This is a genomic window from Bacillus sp. FF-1, assembly GCF_028548245.1.
Taxonomy (GTDB): Bacteria; Bacillota; Bacilli; order Bacillales; family Bacillaceae_G; genus Bacillus_A; species Bacillus_A paranthracis.
In genome coordinates, this window is sequence record NZ_JAQQGG010000003.1 from 19,530 (window position 1) to 38,011 (window position 18,482).

Genomic DNA, 18,482 nt, shown 5'->3' on the forward strand with positions numbered 1-18,482 from the left:
AAGAAGCCTGTATACAGCCTCTTACTTTTTTTGTTACTTGGATATAAAGTGAAACTTTAATCAGTGGTTTTTTTCTTCATCCCCCACTGATTATCAGCCCTCACCAATCGGGATAAACGATAACACTTCTTCATACACCCCTGGCTTCGCAACTAATACGCTACTCTTCTCTACGATAGAAAGTGGCGCTCCGGAGAATGTTGTTACCTTGCCTCCAACTTCCTCTACAATTATCTGTCCCCCACCAAAGTCCCATGGTGATAATCTAGGTGTTACATATGCATCGATTCTTCCAGTTGCAACGTATACCATCTCTAATGCTGCACAGCCATATGATCTCGTGCCTCTTGCTTTCTTAACAAGTGCCATCATACTTTCCATATTAAGCAATGGATTGTCGGTAAGCCATATCGCATTTAAAGCTACAATACCTTGCTCTACATTACCTTTTTCTAATAAAGGTATCGGTACTTCATTACAAAATGCTCCAGCCCCTTTTAACGCATGATATAATTCATCATGAACTGGATCATAAATAAGTCCAATCTTTCCGATACCGTTCTCATAAATTCCAATTGAAATTGCAAAATTTCTTTTTTGGTGAACAAAGTTCATCGTGCCGTCAATTGGATCAATTAACCAAACAACCCCGTCAGAAGAAGTTACCTCGTCTCCATAGCCCTCTTCACCTAAAATATGATGATGTGGGAATGTTTCTTTAATTTTCCCAATTAAAAACTGTTCTATTTCTCGGTCCATATTTGTTACTAAATCAGCTGCATTTGATTTTGTTTCTATAATAAGTGCTTTTTTCATTGATGCCATTAAATGCTCTCCCGCATCCCGAATCCACTGTTTGGCGTGTGCATCGATGTCTTTCCATACTTCTTGCATGTTTAAACACTCCGATCTATACTGTTCACAGAAAAAACGAACCCTTTATAAGGTTCGCACCAACTAATTTTTTATACATATACTATTATTACGCTTCTAAACGAATCATTTCAAGTCTTAACACTTCTAACTTTTGTACACACTCTTCTTTTTTCTGTTTATCATCTTCCATCATCGCATCATATAAAGTTGCTAATTCATAATCTAGCTCCAAACGTAGCACCGGTATTCTCTTTTCAGCATCTGTTCTCTTTAACGCATTAATCACCTGTCTCATATTATTTGCCTCCTCCCAATATTCGTCTGCCCTCGGACTAGAATTAATTAAATTTTCTGATTTTTTGTTTTATACTATACTATGTTGGATAAATCATCTATGCAACAAAATTATATTTTTTTATTTAAATTTTTTTGTGCTGTTTTTTTTATGAATAGTACAAGCTATGCTAAAATAAAAGCAAAATAGGAGTTGGAGGAACAATCATGACACTACAAACATTCAAATCAACTGATTTTGAGGTCTTTACAGTTGATGGTCTCGAAGAACGAATGAGTGCAATTAAAACGAACATTCATCCTAAGCTAGAAGCTTTAGGGGAACAGTTTGCAGCGTATTTATCCAAACAAACTGATGAGAACTTTTTTTATCATGTAGCAAAACACGCACGTCGCAAAGTCAATCCACCAAACGATACTTGGGTTGCTTTTTCAACAAATAAACGCGGATATAAAATGCTACCACATTTCCAAATTGGATTATGGGGTACTCATGCCTTCATATACTTTGGTTTAATCTATGAGTGTCCACAAAAAGTGGAGACGGCTCACGCCTTCTTAGAACATATAAATGATTTAAAAACAAATATTCCAAATGACTTCGTTTGGTCCATTGACCATACTAAACCAAGTGTAAAATTACATAAAACACTTGAAACAAATGATTTACAAAAGATGATTGAACGTCTAGCTACTGTAAAAAAAGCAGAATTATTAGTTGGTATTCATATATCACCAGAGGAGTTTTCAGCAATGACCAACGAACAATTCCTTGCTAAGATTGAATCTACGATGCAATCACTCCTTCCTTTATATGCACTTTGTAATCGATAGTAGAAAACGGACAATTTATATTGTCCGTTTTTAGTTGTTATCACATTATATCACTTCAGTTTTTATTTTTCAAAATATTTTTTACATTTTCACAAGCTTTTCTTCTTCAATTTCTTTAGCCTTCTGAATCGCACGGTATATAGAATATCCACTTACTTCTTGAAACTCTTTATCAATTTTCTTTTCTTCTGCTTTCGATGGAACAATCTCTTTAAAACGACGATATAAACCCATTAATTCTTCTCTTACAATTCCTTTTTCATATGCTTTCTCAATCGCTTCATAAAACTTCACAATTGTAACCATTTCCTCATTTGACCAATCATAATCTAACGGATATTGATATTCCATTTCGCACCTCATTTATCATTTCTTCTTATTTCAATACGCTATCTTAAAGTGATTTTTTCTACTTCACTATAGTCACTTTGCATTATACACTATTTATTCATTTTAATGGAATTGCCTTCCACTAGAAGTTAGTAGGCAGCTACTATTTAACATACTCACCGTAAAAATATTTTTTGCTATACATCTATAATTATTGGTGATATAATGCTTTTGTTTTATAGGAAATAAAGTGAAGCTCCCATCTCAAAAAAGCTTTTGTGAATGGCAGAAAAACAAGTCTCATTCTAAAAAAGAACTTAACTTTTTTAGAACAAGATTATATAAAACAAACTCTAATAAATATAAAAAAAAGAAGGGGTGTATAGATTGTCCCAATACGAAACACCATTGTTTACCGCTTTAGTTGAGCACAGTAAGCGAAATCCAATTCAATTCCATATTCCAGGTCATAAAAAAGGGCAAGGCATGGATCCTGAATTTCGCGAATTTATTGGGCATAATGCATTAGCAATTGATTTAATTAACATTGCGCCGCTCGATGATTTACATCATCCAAAAGGTATGATTAAAGAAGCACAAGATTTAGCAGCCGCTGCATTTGGTGCGGATCATACTTTCTTTTCTATTCAAGGTACAAGTGGCGCAATAATGACAATGGTGATGAGCGTTTGCGGTCCTGGTGACAAAATACTAGTGCCACGAAACGTGCATAAATCAGTAATGTCAGCTATTATTTTCTCAGGTGCAAAACCTATTTTCATGCATCCTGAAATCGATCCAAAACTTGGTATTTCACATGGAATCACAATCCAATCTGTCAAAAAAGCACTTGAAGAGCACTCAGATGCGAAAGGCTTACTTGTTATTAATCCAACATACTTTGGCTTTGCTGCGGACTTAGAACAGATTGTACAATTAGCACATTCTTACGATATCCCTGTACTCGTTGATGAGGCTCATGGTGTTCATATTCATTTTCACGATGAACTGCCGATGTCAGCGATGCAAGCCGGTGCAGATATGGCAGCAACGAGTGTTCACAAATTAGGTGGATCTTTAACGCAAAGTTCTATTCTTAATGTAAAAGAAGGCCTTGTGAACGTAAAACATGTTCAATCTATTATTAGCATGCTTACGACTACATCAACGTCTTACATCTTGTTAGCCTCCCTAGATGTTGCTAGAAAACGTCTTGCTACAGAAGGAAAGGCGCTCATAGAACAAACAATACAATTAGCGGAACAAGTTCGTAATGCTATAAATGATATTGAACATCTTTACTGTCCAGGGAAAGAAATGCTAGGTACGGATGCTACTTTTAACTATGATCCTACAAAGATAATTGTATCTGTAAAAGATTTAGGTATTACAGGCCATCAGGCTGAAGTATGGCTTAGAGAGCAATATAACATTGAAGTAGAACTCTCAGATTTATACAACATACTATGTCTTGTCACTTTTGGGGATACAGAAAGTGAAACGAATACACTTATTGCGGCATTACAAGATTTATCAGCAACATTTAAAAATAAAGCTGATAAAGGTGTTCAAGTGCAAGTAGAAATTCCAGAAATACCTGTGTTAGCACTTTCTCCTCGAGATGCTTTTTATTCGGAAACAGAAGTCATCCCATTTGAAAATGCAGCAGGTCGTATTATAGCTGATTTCGTTATGGTTTATCCGCCAGGGATTCCAATCTTTACTCCGGGGGAAATTATTACACAAGATAACTTAGATTATATTCGTAAAAACTTAGAAGCAGGTTTACCTGTACAAGGTCCTGAAGATATGACATTACAAACATTACGCGTGATTAAAGAGTACAAGCCTATCAGTTGATAGGCTTTTCTTTCACCCTTTTGGCCTTTTCTCATACGATATTATGTAATGTAACGTATAGGTGGGGATACTATTATGATTGTAATAGGCCGTTCTATTGTACATCCTTATATCACAAATGAATATGAGCCATTTGCAAATGAGAAACAACAAATTTTATCTATAATGGCAGGAAATCAAGAAATCTATTCCTTCCGAACATCTGGTGAACTCAGCTTTGATCTAAATTTGCGTGTTAATATTATTACTTCTGCATTAGAACTTTTTCAAAGTGGTTTTCAGTTTCGTACATTTCAACAATCTTTTTGTAACCCTCAGTATTGGAAAAGAACATCTCTTGGAGGATTCGAGCTCCTTCCAAACATACCCCCTTCCATTGCCATACAAGATATTTTCAAAAACGGAAAACTATATGGAACTGAATGTGCCACCGCTATGATCATTATTTTTTACAAAGCTTTACTAGCATTATATGAGGAAGAAACTTTCAACCGTCTCTTTGCAAACCTTTTACTTTATACGTGGGACTACGATCAAGATTTAAAGCTCATAACAAAGACAGGTGGTGATCTTGTCCCAGGTGATCTCGTTTACTTTAAAAATCCACAAGTGAATCCAGCTACAATCGAGTGGCAAGGAGAAAATACTATCTATCTAGGAAATTTCTTTTTTTATGGGCATGGCGTAGGTGTAAAAACAAAAGAAGAAATTATATACGCATTAAATGAGCGACGAGTCCCTTACGCTTTCATTTCCGCTTTCTTAACCGATACTATTACCCGTATTGATAGCCGTCTCATGAGCTACCATGCTTCTCCTAGCACACCACAGACATCCATAGGATTTATTCCGATTAGAGATGATGCAATTGTTGCAACAGTTGGCAACACAACTACAGTTTATTAAAAAAAGCACCTACATATGTAGGCGCTTTTTTTATTTAAGCTTTTGAATGTTCTTTATGGTCACAGTCGCAATGAGATCCACATTTCCCGTATAGTACTGTTGATTTTTCATCTTCAAAATGTCCGATTGTTCCTTCACATACTTGGCATACGATTGTTCCCATTTTTCATTTCCCCCTGAGTTTTAATAGTAATCTATTTATTTATCATTAAGCTTTCGCATTATCTCTACTAGCACAGTCACAATTTGTTCCGCATTTTCCGTAAAGCACTGTCGTTTTTTCATCTTCAAAATGTCCGATTGTTCCTTCACATACTTGGCATACGATTGTTCCCATTTTTCATTTCCCCCTAAGTTTATGGTCCTAAAAACTTTCAGCTGTCCATTTCCTATCAATTATTGGGCTTTTGTATGCTCTGTGTGATCACATCCGCAAGATCCACATTTCCCGTAAAGTACTGTTACTTTCTCATCCTCGAAGTGTGCAATTGTACCTTCACAATCTTGACATACGATTGTTCCCATTTTTCATTTCCCCCTAAGTTTATAATCCCAAAAACTTTTTGTAACCGCTTAACTTTCTGTCTTTATTTTAATATGTTATACTTTTTACGTCAATAGGTTTTTAGTATAACACATTAAATATTTTAAATTTAAATTAGTATGCGATATTCAAATAAAAAAACAGCCATATTTATACGTACGACTGTTTTACATTATTTATTCTTCGTATTCCGCATGCAAAGATGTAGATGGAACTAGAAATGAGAAAAACTGAGATAACTCAGCTGCTTCCTCTTCTGAGCCTAATTTGAAAACTTCCTGTAAATGTTGAACATTCTCGACATCATCTCGTCCAAGTAAAGTAGACCTTCCTGTTTGCATGCAAACAATAAGTGGCTTTCCAAAGAACATATTTGTATAAATAACACCAAAATCATAACGATTATCATGTGTCATAAACCCCAAAAATCGTACCTTCACACTTTCATGCTCATCATACAATTTTTCAAACATCGGTTTCCACCTTTCTACATCACCTTTCATTAGTATATTAAACAAAAAAAGGAATACTCCTTTTAATTGTCAAAAAATTCAGTAGGATGTAGAATGAGAGTATTCTACTAAGTTAGGGGGAACTTATATGCAACATGCCTTTATTACGCTTGTACCTAAATCCAATCAACAATCTGTTTCAATAGATGATATAAAACAACTTTTTCATTATTATAAAACAGTTACTTCCAAAACCGGTGTTCAAATTAATTACGCTTATACAAATACCGCTTTTCCGTATGAAATTTTAGATACATCAGCAACAACATTCAAACTACAATCTACTCACGATCGATATGACTCCATTTATGTTGGTGTCGGTATAGAAAAGGAACAAACTTATATTCAAGTTTCTTTACCACCTAATGCAACATTTGGTGATAAAGGAAAAGCAAATGAATTTTGCCGTTTTCTAGCGAAGAAATTAGAAGGAGAGTTAAAATTATTTAATGGAAGAACAATGTATTTCTATAAACGTTAATTTAAAAAATAGAAAATATAATTAAGAAAAGTATGCAATTTGAACACGTAAGGAATAATGCCTGCTTTCTAATTTGCAATACAAAATATGCGATCACATATGCTAAATAAAGAAATACAAAAAATAGAATAACTTTATAATGCAACTTATCACCATTTGACAATGATAATACAACGGAAAAACCACTCCATAATAAAAAATGATAAAATATAACATGTAATATTCTCATGGAACCTTCTCCTTTGACATGCTCTATTTTATTAATATATGGTATTAAGTTTGAATCAATTACATATTACACGAAAGCATATATATGGCTTTTGGATTTATATATGTTTTAACAATTCAATTAAATTATTATATATTCATTCGACAAGTACGTATAAAGACCTTGCAAGCCACTTTTATTATAAAATAAAAAATAGCCCCTCTCTTTAAATAAGAGAGGGGCTATTTTCATTACTTAAATTATTTTACAATGTGAATTGGCATTCCAAGAGCAACTTCAGCTGCTTCCATTGTGATTTCACCTAATGTTGGGTGAGCGTGGATTGTTTGAGCGATATCTTCTGCTGTCATTCCAGCTTCGATAGCTAAACCAATCTCAGAAATAATATCAGAAGCGCCTGCACCTGCAACTTGAGCACCTACAAGAAGACCATCTTCTTTACGTGTTACAAGTTGTAAGAAACCGTCAGTGCTGTTTAATGATAATGCACGACCGTTAGCAGCGAATGGGAACTTAGATACAGTTACAGTCATTCCAGCTTCTTCAGCTTGTTTCTTAGTGTAACCAACAGATGCTAATTCTGGATCAGTGAAGCATACTGCAGGAATTCCGATGTAATCGATAGCTGACGCATGACCACTAATTGCTTCTACAGCTACTTTACCTTCGTAAGAAGCTTTGTGAGCTAATGGTGGTCCAGGAACGATATCACCGATTGCATAGATGTTTGGTACATTTGTACGACATTGCTCATCGATTTCGATGATGCCGCGGTCAGTCATTTTAACTCCAACTTGCTCAAGACCGATTTCTTGAGTGTTTGGACGACGACCTACAGTTACTAATACGTAATCTGCTTCTACAGTTTGGATTTCACCTTTAACTTCGAAGCTAACTTTTACGCCAGTTTCTGTTTCTTCAACGCCTTTAGCCATAGCTTTTGTATGGATTGTTACGTTACCTTTTTTCTGTAGAGCACGTTTAACAACAGAGCTCATAGCTTTTTCGAAACCAGCTAAGATTTCGTCGCCAGCTTCTACTACAGTAACTTCTGTACCGAAGTTAGCATATGCAGTACCTAATTCCATACCGATGTAACCGCCGCCGATTACAACAAGTTTTTTAGGAATTTCAGGTAAGCTTAAAGCACCTGTAGAGTTGATAACACGTTTAGAGTATTTGAATCCTGGAATTTCGATTGGTGTAGAACCAGTTGCAAGAACAGCATTTTTAAACGTATAAGTTTGAGCTGCATCTTCAGTCATTACGCGTAATGTGTTAGCATCTACGAAGTAAGCTTCACCGCGAATGATTTCAACTTTGTTACCTTTAAGAAGGCCTTCAACACCGCCAGTTAATTTCTTAACTACGCCGTTTTTCCATTCTTGAACTTTTGTAAAGTCAACTTTTACGTTCTCTGCAGTGATACCCATGTCATCAGAATGCATTGCATTCTCATAACGATGACCTGCATTGATTAACGCTTTTGAAGGAATACATCCAACGTTTAAGCATACGCCACCAAGGTTAGCTTTTTCAATAATCGCTACCTTTTGACCTAATTGTGCTGCACGAATTGCCGCAACGTATCCACCAGGACCTGCACCAACAACGACTGTATCTAATTCAATTGGGAAATCTCCTACTACCATTGTTATTACGCCTCCATTACTAATAATTGTGGGTCATTCAATAGACGTTTAATTTGGTTTAATGCTTTTTGAGCAGTTGCGCCGTCAATTAAACGATGGTCAAAGCTTAGAGATAATGCTAATACTGGAGCTGCAACGATCTCACCGTTTTTCACAACTGGTTTCTCAGCGATACGGCCGATACCAAGGATTGCTACTTCTGGGTGGTTGATAACTGGAGTGAACCATTGTCCACCTGCAGAACCAATGTTTGTAATTGTGCAAGAAGCGCCTTTCATTTCAGCAGGAGCTAAACGACCTTCACGTGCTTTACCAGCAAGATCATTGATCTCGTTAGAAATTGTGAAGATAGACTTGCGATCTGTATCTTTAACAACTGGTACTAATAGACCTTTGTCTGTATCAGCTGCGATACCGATGTTGAAGTAATGTTTATGAACTACTTCTTGAGAAGCATCATCTAAAGAAGTGTTTAACATTGGGTATTCACGTAATGCAGATGTTAAAGCTTTAACAACGTATGGAAGGTAAGTTAATTTAATACCTTTGTCAGCTGCCACAGCTTTGAACTTCTTACGATGAGCAACAAGTTCAGTTACATCTACTTCATCCATTAATGTTACGTGAGGAGCTGTATGTTTAGAGTTAACCATTGCTTTCGCAATTGCTTTACGGATACCACTCATTTTCTCACGAGTTTCTGGATATTCACCAGCTGGGATTGGTTGTGCTTTTGGTGCTTCTTCTTTCGCTGCTGCTGGAGTAGCTTCTACTGCTGCTGGAGCCTCAGTTGCTGCTACTGCTTGTCCACCATTTGCAAATGCATCGATGTCAGCTTTTACGATACGACCGTTCTTACCAGAACCAGCTACTTTATGAATGTCTACGCCGTTTTCACGAGCATATTTACGAACAGATGGCATAGCGATTACGCGCTCATTTACTACTTCTGCAGTTGCTGCTGGAGTAGCTTCAGCTTTAGGAGCTTCTTCTTTTGCTTCTTCAGCTTTAGGAGCTTCGTCATGATCGTCGCCTTTAAATTTAAGGTTTTCGTATCCAGGAGCATCAAATTTAATTAATGTATCTCCAACTACTGCAACCGTACCTTCTTCTACAAGTACTTCAAGTACTTTACCTTTAACAGGAGAAGGAATTTCTACTACTGCTTTATCATTTTGTACTTCAAGAAGTACGTCGTCTTCGTTTACTTCGTCGCCTGGTTTAATAAACCATTTTACGATTTCACCTTCGTGGATACCTTCACCGATATCTGGTAGTTTAAATTCAAATGCCACGGAATTCAGCCCCCTGATTCATTTCTTTATTATGGAATATGGCAAAAGAAATCAGCATGTGCTGATTTCTTTTGCACATGAATAAGTAAAAATTAGAAGTTCATTACTTTGTTAACAGCTTCAACAATATCTTTATGGTTTGGTAACCATACGCTCTCAGCTTGAGAGAATGGGAATACTGTATCAGCAGCTGCAACACGTACAACTGGAGCTTCTAAGTTTAAAATTGCACGGTCGTTAATTTCCGCTACAACGTTAGCTGCAATACCAGCTTGTTTTTGAGCTTCTTGAACTACAACTACGCGGCCTGTTTTTTCAACAGAAGCGATGATTGTTTCGATATCTAATGGTTGAACTGTACGTAAGTCAACAACTTCTAAAGAGATACCTTCTTTTTCAAGTTCTTCAGCAGCTTTTAATGCAGCGTGAACCATAGCACCGTAAGCGATAACAGATACATCTGTACCTTCACGTTTGATGTCAGCTTTGCCTAAATCAATTGTGTATTCACCTTCTGGTACATCTTGACGGAATGAACGGTACAATTTCATATGCTCTAAGTAGATAACTGGATCGTTGTCACGAATCGCAGAGATTAAAAGACCTTTTGCATCGTATGGAGTAGATGGAATAACAACTTTTAGACCAGGTTGTTGAGCCACTAAACCTTCTAAGCTATCAGCATGTAGTTCAGGAGTATGAACACCACCACCGAATGGAGAACGAACTGTTACTGGAGCAGTCCAACGTCCACCAGAACGGTAACGCATACGAGCTAATTGACCAGAAATTGAATCCATTACTTCATAAACGAAACCGAAGAATTGGATTTCTGGAACTGGACGGAATCCTTCAAGTGCAAGTCCAACTGCAAGTCCACCAATACCAGACTCTGCAAGTGGAGTATCCATTACACGGTCTTCACCGAATTCAGCTTGTAAACCTTCAGTAGCACGGAATACACCGCCGTTTACACCAACGTCTTCACCAAACACAAGTACGTTAGGGTCATTTTTCATTTCAACGCGTAAAGCATCAGTGATTGCTTGAATCATTGTCATTTGAGCCATGGCTTACTTCGACTCCTTTTCTTTGTAAATTTCATATTGTTCAGCTAAGTTGTAAGGCATTTTTTCGTACATGATTTCCATTAAATCAGTAACTTTTTGTTTTGGAGCTTGGTCAGCCTTAGCAATTGCTTGTTTGATATCTTCTTTTGCTTCTTCGATTACTTTCTCTTCAACTTCTTGAGACCATAGGCCTTTGTTTTCTAAGAATGCACGGAAGCGTACGATTGGATCTTTTTGTTCCCATTCGTTCTCGATATCTTTTGTACGGTAACGAGTTGGGTCATCACCAGCCATTGTATGTGGACCGTAACGGAATGTTAAAGTCTCGATTAAAGTAGGACCTTCACCATTTACTGCACGCTCACGAGCGAAAGCAGTTGCTGCGTATACAGCTAATGGATCCATACCGTCTACTTGAATTCCGTAAATACCTGCTGCTACTGCTTTTTGTGCTACAGTTTTAGCTGCAGATTGCTTTTCTACTGGAGTAGAGATTGCATAACGGTTGTTTTGTACAACGAAGATTGCTGGAGCTTTGAATGCACCCGCAAAGTTCATACCTTCGTAGAAGTCACCTTGTGAAGCACCACCGTCACCAGTGTAAGTAATTGCAACAGATTTTTTACCACGTAATTTCATACCTAACGCAACACCAGCAGTTTGGATGATTTGCGCACCGATGATGATTTGTGGAGCAAGTGCATTTACGTTCTCAGGCATTTGGTTACCCATGAAATGTCCACGAGAGAATAAGAATGCTTGGTATAATGGTAAACCGTGCCATACTAATTGTGGCACATCACGATATCCTGGTAAGATGAAATCTTCTGCTTCAAGTGCGAAATGACTTGCTAATTGAGAAGCCTCTTGTCCAGCTGTTGGTGCGTAGAAACCTAAACGTCCTTGACGGTTTAAAGAAATAGAACGTTGATCTAGTACGCGAGTATACACCATACGGCGCATTAATTCTTTTAATTGATCATCAGATAATTCAGGCATAGCTGCTTCATTCACAACTTCGCCTTTTTCATTTAAAATTTGTAATGTTTCAAATTGAGCTGCGATAGCTTTCATTTGCTCATCAACATTAAATAGGGTCTTTTTTGTTTTAGTACCCATTCCGTTCACCTCTTCCTCTCTTGAACCATATTCTGAAACGCTTTCACTATCTATTAGCTAGATGGAAACCGCAACAATGTAAACCAACAAATTTATTTGTCGGTTGAGAATAATTTTGTGTACCTAACAATCTGTACTAATGTTTTTTCAGAAACATATTAATACAATCTTGATCACGTTTTTTAGTTTACAACTATTCTAATTACGATGTCAATTACTTTGAATACGTTTTTTTATAAATAATCTGCAGGTTTCTCCTACACAAACGTGTTTTTATTTTTCACATCTGTATTAGTAAGCATTAACCTACTGTTATATTATTCCCTTTTTAACTTGTTTTTTCTCTTAGAATAATATGTAAACGATTTAATTCCCTTTAGTTTTTCTCTCTTCTTAGCAAAAATATACAAACTCTTCTTCCTTTTATAGGTAATTACCCATACATTTCTACTCTTCCCTCCATACATTATAGTAACCGCAGTATTAGCGGGAAATGATAAAGGAGGTCATCTCATGTACGGATATTCATATTGCTATCCAACTTGTTCATATCCTTCCTACGGTTATGGCGGTTCTTGTGGTGGGTCTGGACGCGGCTTCGCCTTAATCGTTGTGTTGTTTATTCTTTTAATTATCGTTGGTGCTGCTTGCATTCGCTAATGTAAAATGAAACAACTATGGAAAGAAAGAGACGGCTCTGCCGTCTCTTTCTTTTTATTCCTACATAACCGATCTATCTTCCCCTTACTTGCCGATGACTTTTTCCATCTCCTTTGGTAGACTAAAAAGGAAAGGAGAGATTACATATGCTTACAATGAAAGATGTAATTCGCGAAGGAGATCCTATTTTGCGAAACGTTGCAGAAGAGGTAGTACTACCAGCGAGCGAAGAAGATACAAATACTCTTAAGGAAATGATTGAATTTGTAATAAATAGCCAAGATCCTGAAATGGCTGAAAAATATAGTTTACGCCCTGGAATCGGATTAGCGGCTCCGCAAATCGGTATTTCAAAAAGAATGATTGCGGTTCATGTAACAGATACGGACGGTACGTTATATAGTCATGCATTATTTAATCCAAAAATCATTAGCCATTCTGTTGAACGTACATATTTACAAAGTGGTGAAGGCTGTCTATCAGTAGACCGTGAAGTACCTGGTTATGTCCCTCGTTATACAAGAATTACAGTGAAAGCAACTTCTATTAACGGCGAAGAAGTAAAGTTACGTTTAAAAGGGTTACCAGCAATTGTATTTCAACATGAAATTGACCATTTAAATGGTGTTATGTTCTATGATCACATTAATAAAGAAAATCCATTTGCCGCTCCTGACGATTCAAAACCTCTAGAGCGATAGTAAAAAAGGCGGAATATACTCCTCCGCCTTTTTACTATATGAAATAGATTCCATATTCACTTATAGCAATCCAGCCCATTTTAAACCATGATATATACCGTCTTCACTAACATCCTTTGTCACATGATTTGCAAGTTTTTTCAAGTCTTCATGACCATTCCCCATCACAATACCTGTCCCAACTGCTTCAATCATTTCTAAATCATTTAAGCCATCCCCAAATGCATACACTTGTTCACGGTTAAATCCTAGCTTTTCAATGAATTTCTCAATCCCTTTTGCCTTAGAACCACCATTTGGAATAATATCCATTGAATACGCATGCCAGCGAATAAAATGAAAGTCTGGGTACTGATTTATAAACTTTTCTTCTTCATTTACTTCACAGAAAAGAAGTGTTTGATAAATATTACGCTTCTCATAAAAATCAGGTTCATATGCCGGATGCTCAAAATGTAAACTGCCAAACCCTTCTTTCACATAATCATGATATTCCACTGATGCTCTCATTTCTTGATGATCAAGATATACAAGTGGATATCCTTCTTGTTTTGCAAACTGAGTAAACTTATGTAGAGCAGCTGGATGTAATGGGTTATTAAATACTACCTCATCTTCAAATACAACGTACTGTCCATTAAAGCTAACATAATTGTGGATATTAAGTTCCTTACGAATATCTTCGAACATAAATGGCGCACGTCCTGTCGCAATTGCTACATGCACGCCTTTTTCTTGTAACTGCCTTACTGCGTCTCGCGTAGATTGCGGAATCTTCTTATCATGATCTAATAATGTCCCATCAATATCAAAAAAGACAATTTTATCATTCATTTGTCAAAATCCTTTCTGTTACTCTATATTCCTATTTTGATTATCGCTTTTCAAATACTAAAAAAAAGTATAACATATTAAACATCTGTGAAGAAAGCGTTCACTTTCTGACCTTATTTATGAAACCTGCATATATATATTAGTAAAAAATGTGGATACTTGTTCGTATGAATTTTCTTTTCTATTCTTTCTCATACTATAGCTATAACTAACGGCTACTAATCGTTACTATAGAATAACTTTCTCTGTATGAGAAAAGACAAGATTCAACATTCACTTTTGTCCTCTTTCTTATATCAGAGACGGCGTTTTCACTAGTAATATGCATGTTTAAAATAAGGAAAGGAAGGAGTAATCATGCTGAAGAAGCTGAAGAAAAAGCTGAAGCGTTATTTAAAAGATCTAGTCCGTAAAAAGACGATCGCTTAAATTGTGCCCATTTCGGGCTTTTTCTTCATTCTCATTCGAAAAAACATGAAAATCGTGACTGTTTGCTTTATAATAAGTAACAGATAATGCAAAACATAGACAAGGAGAGGTTTTCCAAATGATTTTTAAAGTATTTTATCAAGAAAAAATGACTGAGGTTCCAGTACGTGAAAATACAAAAGTTTTATATTTAGAGGCTACGTCTGAGAAGGATGTTCGTACAAAATTAAATAAGTTCGCATATAATATCGAATTCGTTCAGTCTGTGACTGGCAATCATCTTGAATATGAAAAAGAAAACGCTGATTTAACATTAGCGGAAATCGTATAGTCATATGAAATTTCTAAAGAATGATCAAGCAGCCGTTTTTGCTTTAGGTGGTCTTGGTGAAATCGGTAAAAATACATATGCTGTTCAATTTCAAGATGAAATTATTATAATTGACGCTGGAATTAAGTTTCCAGAAGACGAACTCCTCGGAATCGATTATGTAATACCAGATTACACTTATTTTGTGCGAAACGAAGATAAAATTAAAGGGCTATTCATTACACATGGTCACGAAGATCATATCGGTGGAATTCCTTACTTATTACGTCAAGTGAACATTCCGATTTATGGCGGAAAATTAGCAATTGCACTAATCAAAAACAAATTAGAAGAGCACGGATTACTTCGTAAAGCAAAGCTTTATGAAATTCAAGAAGATGATGTTATTAAATTTAAAAAGACATCTGTTTCCTTCTTCCGTACAACTCACAGTATCCCAGATTCATACGGAGTTGTTGTGAAAACACCTCAAGGACAAGTGGTTCATACTGGAGATTTCAAATTTGACTTCACACCGGTTGGTGAACCAGCGGACTTAACAAAAATGGCTGAAATCGGAAAAGACGGTGTACTTTGTCTCTTATCTGACAGTACAAACAGTGAAGTTCCAAACTTTACAATGTCTGAGCGCCGTGTTGGTGATAGTATTCAAGATATTTTCCGCAAAGTAGAAGGTCGTATTATCTTCGCAACCTTTGCATCAAATATCCATCGCTTGCAACAAGTCGTTGAAGCGGCTGTTGAAAACAATCGTAAAGTGGCTGTATTTGGCCGAAGTATGGAGGCAGCGATTGAAATCGGACAAAACCTCGGTTATATTCGCTGTCCGAAAGATACATTCATAGATGCATCTCAATTAAATCGTCTACCGGCTAATAAAGTTGTTATTTTATGTACAGGTAGTCAAGGGGAGCCAATGGCAGCACTTTCACGTATTGCTAATGGTACCCATCGTCAAATTCAAATTATTCCTGGCGACACAGTTGTGTTCTCTTCTTCACCAATCCCTGGTAATACAATTAGTGTAAGCCGTACAATTAATATGTTGTACCGTGCTGGTGCTGATGTAATCCACGGAAAACTGTCAAACATTCATACGAGTGGACACGGTGGACAAGAAGAACAAAAACTAATGCTTCGTCTAATTAAACCGAAGTATTTCATGCCAATTCATGGTGAATATCGTATGCAACGTATGCATATGAAATTAGCAAATGATTGTGGTATTCCAGAAGAAAACTGTTTCATTATGGATAATGGTGATGTTCTTGCCTTACGTTCAGATGAAGCAAGTGTAGCTGGTAAAATACCATCTGGATCTGTTTATATTGACGGAAATGGTATTGGAGATATCGGTAATATCGTATTACGCGATCGTCGTATCCTTTCTGAAGAAGGACTTGTTATTGTCGTTGTAAGCATTGATATGAAAGAATTTAAAGTTGCAGCAGGGCCTGATATTATCTCACGTGGTTTCGTTTATATGCGCGAAAGTAGTGATTTAATTAATGATGCTCAAACATTAATTACAACTCATTTAGAAAAAGTAATGGAACGTAAAACAACGCAATGGTCTGAAATTAAAAATGAAATTACAGATACATTAGCACCATTCCTATATGAGAAAACGAAACGTCGCCCAATGATTTTACCAATCATTATGGAGATATAAGAAAAAGGACAATACCTTTATGGTATTGTCCTTTTCTCTTATCTTAAAAAGTGCTTGAAACGATCTACTTCATCGTCATGACCAATTACAATTAATATATCTCCCGCTTGAATGTTTTCCGTAGCTCGAGGAGATACAATAACTTCTTTACCACGTTTAATCGCTACAATATTCAATCCAAACTTCGCACGAATATCTAATTCGATTAAAGAATGACCATCGATTTTTTTATTTGCAATAATCTCTACAATACTATGCTCATCTGAAAGCTCAAGATAGTCTAATACATTACTTGATGCAATATTATTAGCAATCCTTTTTCCCATATCACGCTCTGGGTGCACAATGTGATCTGCTCCTATTTTACTTAATACTTTTTCATGGTAATCATTTTGAGCTTTTACAGTAATATTTTTTACACCTAACTCTTTCAGAATTAACGTTGTTAAAATACTTGAATTCAAATTGTCCCCAATCGCAACGACTACATGATCAAAATTACGAATACCAAGACTTTTTAATACCATCTCATCTGTTGAATCTGCAATTACAGCATGTGAAGCTATATTTGCAAACTCATTAATTTTATCCTCATCTGAGTCAATTGCCATTACTTCCATACCTAATTGAGCAAGTTCCCGGCAAATACTTCCACCAAAACGCCCAAGCCCAATGACAGCAAATTCTTTCTCTTTTTCACCCACAGGAATTCCTCCAATAACATCGAATACTATGTATTTTTATTGTAACATACTTTAGATTTGCTACAAAAACCTGTATATCATTCTTTATTTTTGTTTTTGCATATAAAAATACTGTTGTAAATAAAATGCGATACTGAAAATTAACATACCAAATACAAATATGTTTCCAAATGAACTAAACGTTTCAAAAACGAATAATAACGTTTCTTGTCCGAAGAAAGCAAATAATAGTTGTGTGAATGCGAATAGCAATGCCAATATATAATGGTGTTGATGAAATAAATAATGCGTTGCACCTAAAAAAGCGATAAACGAAAGAATGAAAATCCACCAATTTTCTAAAAACAGTTGCCAATTCGTAAATTGATACCCATTTACTAATATCGCAATAATTGCTATAACCGCCATCGTTGGCACACTCCATAACAATGCACGACCTCTAAAGAAATGCGTACCTTTTACATCTCCCTTTTCATTTGCAATGTATGTTAGCACAACAGTACTTATATACAACACAGAGAGAATTGTTAAAACAATTATGAGCCAAAAATGCAACTGATAATATTCATGTTCTATATTTGTCACGATAGCAGCTAGCATACACGGTATTAGCATTCCCGTCCAACCATCTACTTTTCTCTCATTCCAAAATACCGTATTACCAATACGAATTCCTAATAGCATAAAAATAATGATACCTAGTACAAATAATGTAGTCTTATTTCCTACTAAGCTCGTTGAAAAAGCAATTAATCCAATAAATAAAAAAAGAACAAACCCATTCATAATTTCTAGTACAGGTGATAAATACCTTTTCACCCAGTTGTATGTCTCTTCATATTCATTATTATTCGCTAAACGGTAGGCATAAAAACTTATCCCAAAATAAACCGCCGCAATAATAACATATGTATATAAAACAAAACATAAAATCGCACTGCTAATCTGCACGTAATTCCCCACCCTTTTTTCTACGTTTCACCTTGATTTTACACACTTTCCACACGAATTGTAAACATATATAAGCTAGTTAACTAATCATCTTCTCAATAAGCGATAATGAATAATGAGCAGCGGCTCAAAACCACTGCTCATTATTTTATCCATTTGTATGCCGATGTGTATTCAAAACAAATATGAAAGATGTTT

23 protein-coding genes are annotated in these 18,482 nt (G+C 36.0%); 8 read left to right on the plus strand and 15 right to left on the minus strand.

Annotation, left to right across the window (positions count from 1 at the left end):
• Nucleotides 1-93 precede the first annotated feature (93 nt).
• Both PQF83_RS10400 and PQF83_RS10405 read right to left on the minus strand, forming a co-directional pair.
• Nucleotides 94-894 carry an inositol monophosphatase family protein gene (locus tag PQF83_RS10400; protein WP_001158690.1) on the minus strand — a complete coding sequence of 267 codons (801 nt, stop codon included), beginning with the start codon at nucleotides 892-894 and terminating at the stop codon, nucleotides 94-96.
• 88 nt (nucleotides 895-982) lie between these two features.
• Entirely contained in the window at nucleotides 983-1,171 is a 189-nt protein-coding gene (locus tag PQF83_RS10405; protein ID WP_001250164.1) for a hypothetical protein, read from the minus strand.
• Nucleotides 1,172-1,377: 206 nt separating this feature from the next.
• Between PQF83_RS10405 and PQF83_RS10410 the strand changes: the two genes are divergently transcribed.
• A complete protein-coding gene (locus tag PQF83_RS10410) occupies nucleotides 1,378-2,004 on the plus strand; it encodes a YktB family protein (protein ID WP_000175082.1) in 627 nt (208 codons plus the stop codon).
• A gap of 81 nt (nucleotides 2,005-2,085) precedes the next feature.
• On the opposite strand, the gene PQF83_RS10415 is transcribed toward PQF83_RS10410, so the two are convergent.
• Entirely contained in the window at nucleotides 2,086-2,355 is a 270-nt protein-coding gene (locus tag PQF83_RS10415; RefSeq protein WP_000456556.1) for a UPF0223 family protein, read from the minus strand.
• Nucleotides 2,356-2,721: 366 nt separating this feature from the next.
• Here PQF83_RS10415 and speA point away from each other — a divergent pair, with 366 nt between their 5' ends.
• Both speA and PQF83_RS10425 read left to right on the plus strand, forming a co-directional pair.
• Nucleotides 2,722-4,194 (plus strand): arginine decarboxylase, encoded by a 1,473-nt coding sequence (speA, locus tag PQF83_RS10420; protein ID WP_000084881.1) that lies wholly within the window; start codon nucleotides 2,722-2,724, stop codon nucleotides 4,192-4,194.
• 75 nt (nucleotides 4,195-4,269) lie between these two features.
• Nucleotides 4,270-5,100, plus strand: coding sequence for a protein-glutamine gamma-glutamyltransferase (locus tag PQF83_RS10425; protein WP_000635351.1), 831 nt, complete (start codon nucleotides 4,270-4,272; stop codon nucleotides 5,098-5,100).
• Between the two features lie 34 nt (nucleotides 5,101-5,134).
• Here PQF83_RS10425 and PQF83_RS10430 read toward each other — a convergent pair whose 3' ends face one another.
• The 4 genes from PQF83_RS10430 to PQF83_RS10445 all read right to left on the minus strand — a co-directional run bounded on the left by PQF83_RS10430 (nucleotide 5,135) and on the right by PQF83_RS10445 (nucleotide 6,117).
• Nucleotides 5,135-5,263: a GapA-binding peptide SR1P gene (locus tag PQF83_RS10430; protein WP_000536793.1), complete on the minus strand. Its 129-nt coding sequence runs from the start codon at nucleotides 5,261-5,263 to the stop codon at nucleotides 5,135-5,137.
• 45 nt (nucleotides 5,264-5,308) lie between these two features.
• Nucleotides 5,309-5,437 (minus strand): GapA-binding peptide SR1P, encoded by a 129-nt coding sequence (locus PQF83_RS10435; RefSeq protein ID WP_000536805.1) that lies wholly within the window; start codon nucleotides 5,435-5,437, stop codon nucleotides 5,309-5,311.
• 59 nt (nucleotides 5,438-5,496) lie between these two features.
• Nucleotides 5,497-5,625, minus strand: coding sequence for a GapA-binding peptide SR1P (locus tag PQF83_RS10440; protein WP_000536778.1), 129 nt, complete (start codon nucleotides 5,623-5,625; stop codon nucleotides 5,497-5,499).
• Nucleotides 5,626-5,820: 195 nt separating this feature from the next.
• Nucleotides 5,821-6,117, minus strand: a complete 297-nt coding sequence (locus tag PQF83_RS10445) for a DUF3055 domain-containing protein (protein WP_001993838.1) — start codon at nucleotides 6,115-6,117, stop codon at nucleotides 5,821-5,823.
• 127 nt (nucleotides 6,118-6,244) lie between these two features.
• Between PQF83_RS10445 and PQF83_RS10450 the strand changes: the two genes are divergently transcribed.
• Nucleotides 6,245-6,637 carry a DUF1885 family protein gene (locus tag PQF83_RS10450; RefSeq protein WP_001163309.1) on the plus strand — a complete coding sequence of 131 codons (393 nt, stop codon included), beginning with the start codon at nucleotides 6,245-6,247 and terminating at the stop codon, nucleotides 6,635-6,637.
• Nucleotide 6,638: 1 nt separating this feature from the next.
• Here the strand turns inward: PQF83_RS10450 and PQF83_RS10455 are convergent, their stop codons facing one another.
• From PQF83_RS10455 to pdhA, 5 genes are all read right to left on the minus strand, one after another.
• A complete protein-coding gene (locus PQF83_RS10455; protein WP_001221351.1) occupies nucleotides 6,639-6,866 on the minus strand; it encodes a hypothetical protein in 228 nt (75 codons plus the stop codon).
• Between the two features lie 239 nt (nucleotides 6,867-7,105).
• Nucleotides 7,106-8,518, minus strand: coding sequence for a dihydrolipoyl dehydrogenase (gene lpdA, locus PQF83_RS10460; protein ID WP_000260111.1), 1,413 nt, complete (start codon nucleotides 8,516-8,518; stop codon nucleotides 7,106-7,108).
• A 5-nt stretch (nucleotides 8,519-8,523) separates the two neighbouring features.
• The gene (gene pdhC / locus PQF83_RS10465) at nucleotides 8,524-9,813 is read right to left on the minus strand and encodes a pyruvate dehydrogenase complex dihydrolipoyllysine-residue acetyltransferase (protein ID WP_000863427.1); all 1,290 of its coding nucleotides are present in this window, start codon (nucleotides 9,811-9,813) and stop codon (nucleotides 8,524-8,526) included.
• A gap of 92 nt (nucleotides 9,814-9,905) precedes the next feature.
• On the minus strand, nucleotides 9,906-10,883 hold the full coding sequence (pdhB, locus tag PQF83_RS10470) for a pyruvate dehydrogenase complex E1 component subunit beta (RefSeq protein WP_000068166.1): 978 nt from the start codon (nucleotides 10,881-10,883) through the stop codon (nucleotides 9,906-9,908).
• Between the two features lie 3 nt (nucleotides 10,884-10,886).
• Nucleotides 10,887-12,002 carry a pyruvate dehydrogenase E1 component subunit alpha gene (pdhA, locus tag PQF83_RS10475; RefSeq protein WP_000536893.1) on the minus strand — a complete coding sequence of 372 codons (1,116 nt, stop codon included), beginning with the start codon at nucleotides 12,000-12,002 and terminating at the stop codon, nucleotides 10,887-10,889.
• 513 nt (nucleotides 12,003-12,515) lie between these two features.
• Here pdhA and PQF83_RS10480 point away from each other — a divergent pair.
• Both PQF83_RS10480 and def read left to right on the plus strand, forming a co-directional pair.
• Nucleotides 12,516-12,662 carry a YjcZ family sporulation protein gene (locus PQF83_RS10480; RefSeq protein ID WP_000274562.1) on the plus strand — a complete coding sequence of 49 codons (147 nt, stop codon included), beginning with the start codon at nucleotides 12,516-12,518 and terminating at the stop codon, nucleotides 12,660-12,662.
• A gap of 146 nt (nucleotides 12,663-12,808) precedes the next feature.
• Nucleotides 12,809-13,363 (plus strand): peptide deformylase, encoded by a 555-nt coding sequence (gene def / locus PQF83_RS10485; protein WP_000957059.1) that lies wholly within the window; start codon nucleotides 12,809-12,811, stop codon nucleotides 13,361-13,363.
• Between the two features lie 60 nt (nucleotides 13,364-13,423).
• On the opposite strand, the gene PQF83_RS10490 is transcribed toward def, so the two are convergent.
• Nucleotides 13,424-14,197, minus strand: a complete 774-nt coding sequence (locus PQF83_RS10490; RefSeq protein ID WP_000998288.1) for a Cof-type HAD-IIB family hydrolase — start codon at nucleotides 14,195-14,197, stop codon at nucleotides 13,424-13,426.
• Nucleotides 14,198-14,744: 547 nt separating this feature from the next.
• On the opposite strand from PQF83_RS10490, the gene PQF83_RS10495 reads away from it, so the two are divergent.
• Nucleotides 14,745-14,957, plus strand: coding sequence for a DNA-dependent RNA polymerase subunit epsilon (locus PQF83_RS10495; RefSeq protein ID WP_000576444.1), 213 nt, complete (start codon nucleotides 14,745-14,747; stop codon nucleotides 14,955-14,957).
• A 4-nt stretch (nucleotides 14,958-14,961) separates the two neighbouring features.
• The gene (gene rnjA / locus PQF83_RS10500; RefSeq protein ID WP_000670368.1) at nucleotides 14,962-16,629 is read left to right on the plus strand and encodes a ribonuclease J1; all 1,668 of its coding nucleotides are present in this window, start codon (nucleotides 14,962-14,964) and stop codon (nucleotides 16,627-16,629) included.
• Nucleotides 16,630-16,667: 38 nt separating this feature from the next.
• On the opposite strand, the gene PQF83_RS10505 is transcribed toward rnjA, so the two are convergent.
• Nucleotides 16,668-17,333: a potassium channel family protein gene (locus PQF83_RS10505; RefSeq protein ID WP_000504032.1), complete on the minus strand. Its 666-nt coding sequence runs from the start codon at nucleotides 17,331-17,333 to the stop codon at nucleotides 16,668-16,670.
• Between the two features lie 84 nt (nucleotides 17,334-17,417).
• The gene (locus PQF83_RS10510; RefSeq protein ID WP_001167329.1) at nucleotides 17,418-18,284 is read right to left on the minus strand and encodes a hypothetical protein; all 867 of its coding nucleotides are present in this window, start codon (nucleotides 18,282-18,284) and stop codon (nucleotides 17,418-17,420) included.
• Between the last annotated feature and the right edge of the window lie 198 nt (nucleotides 18,285-18,482).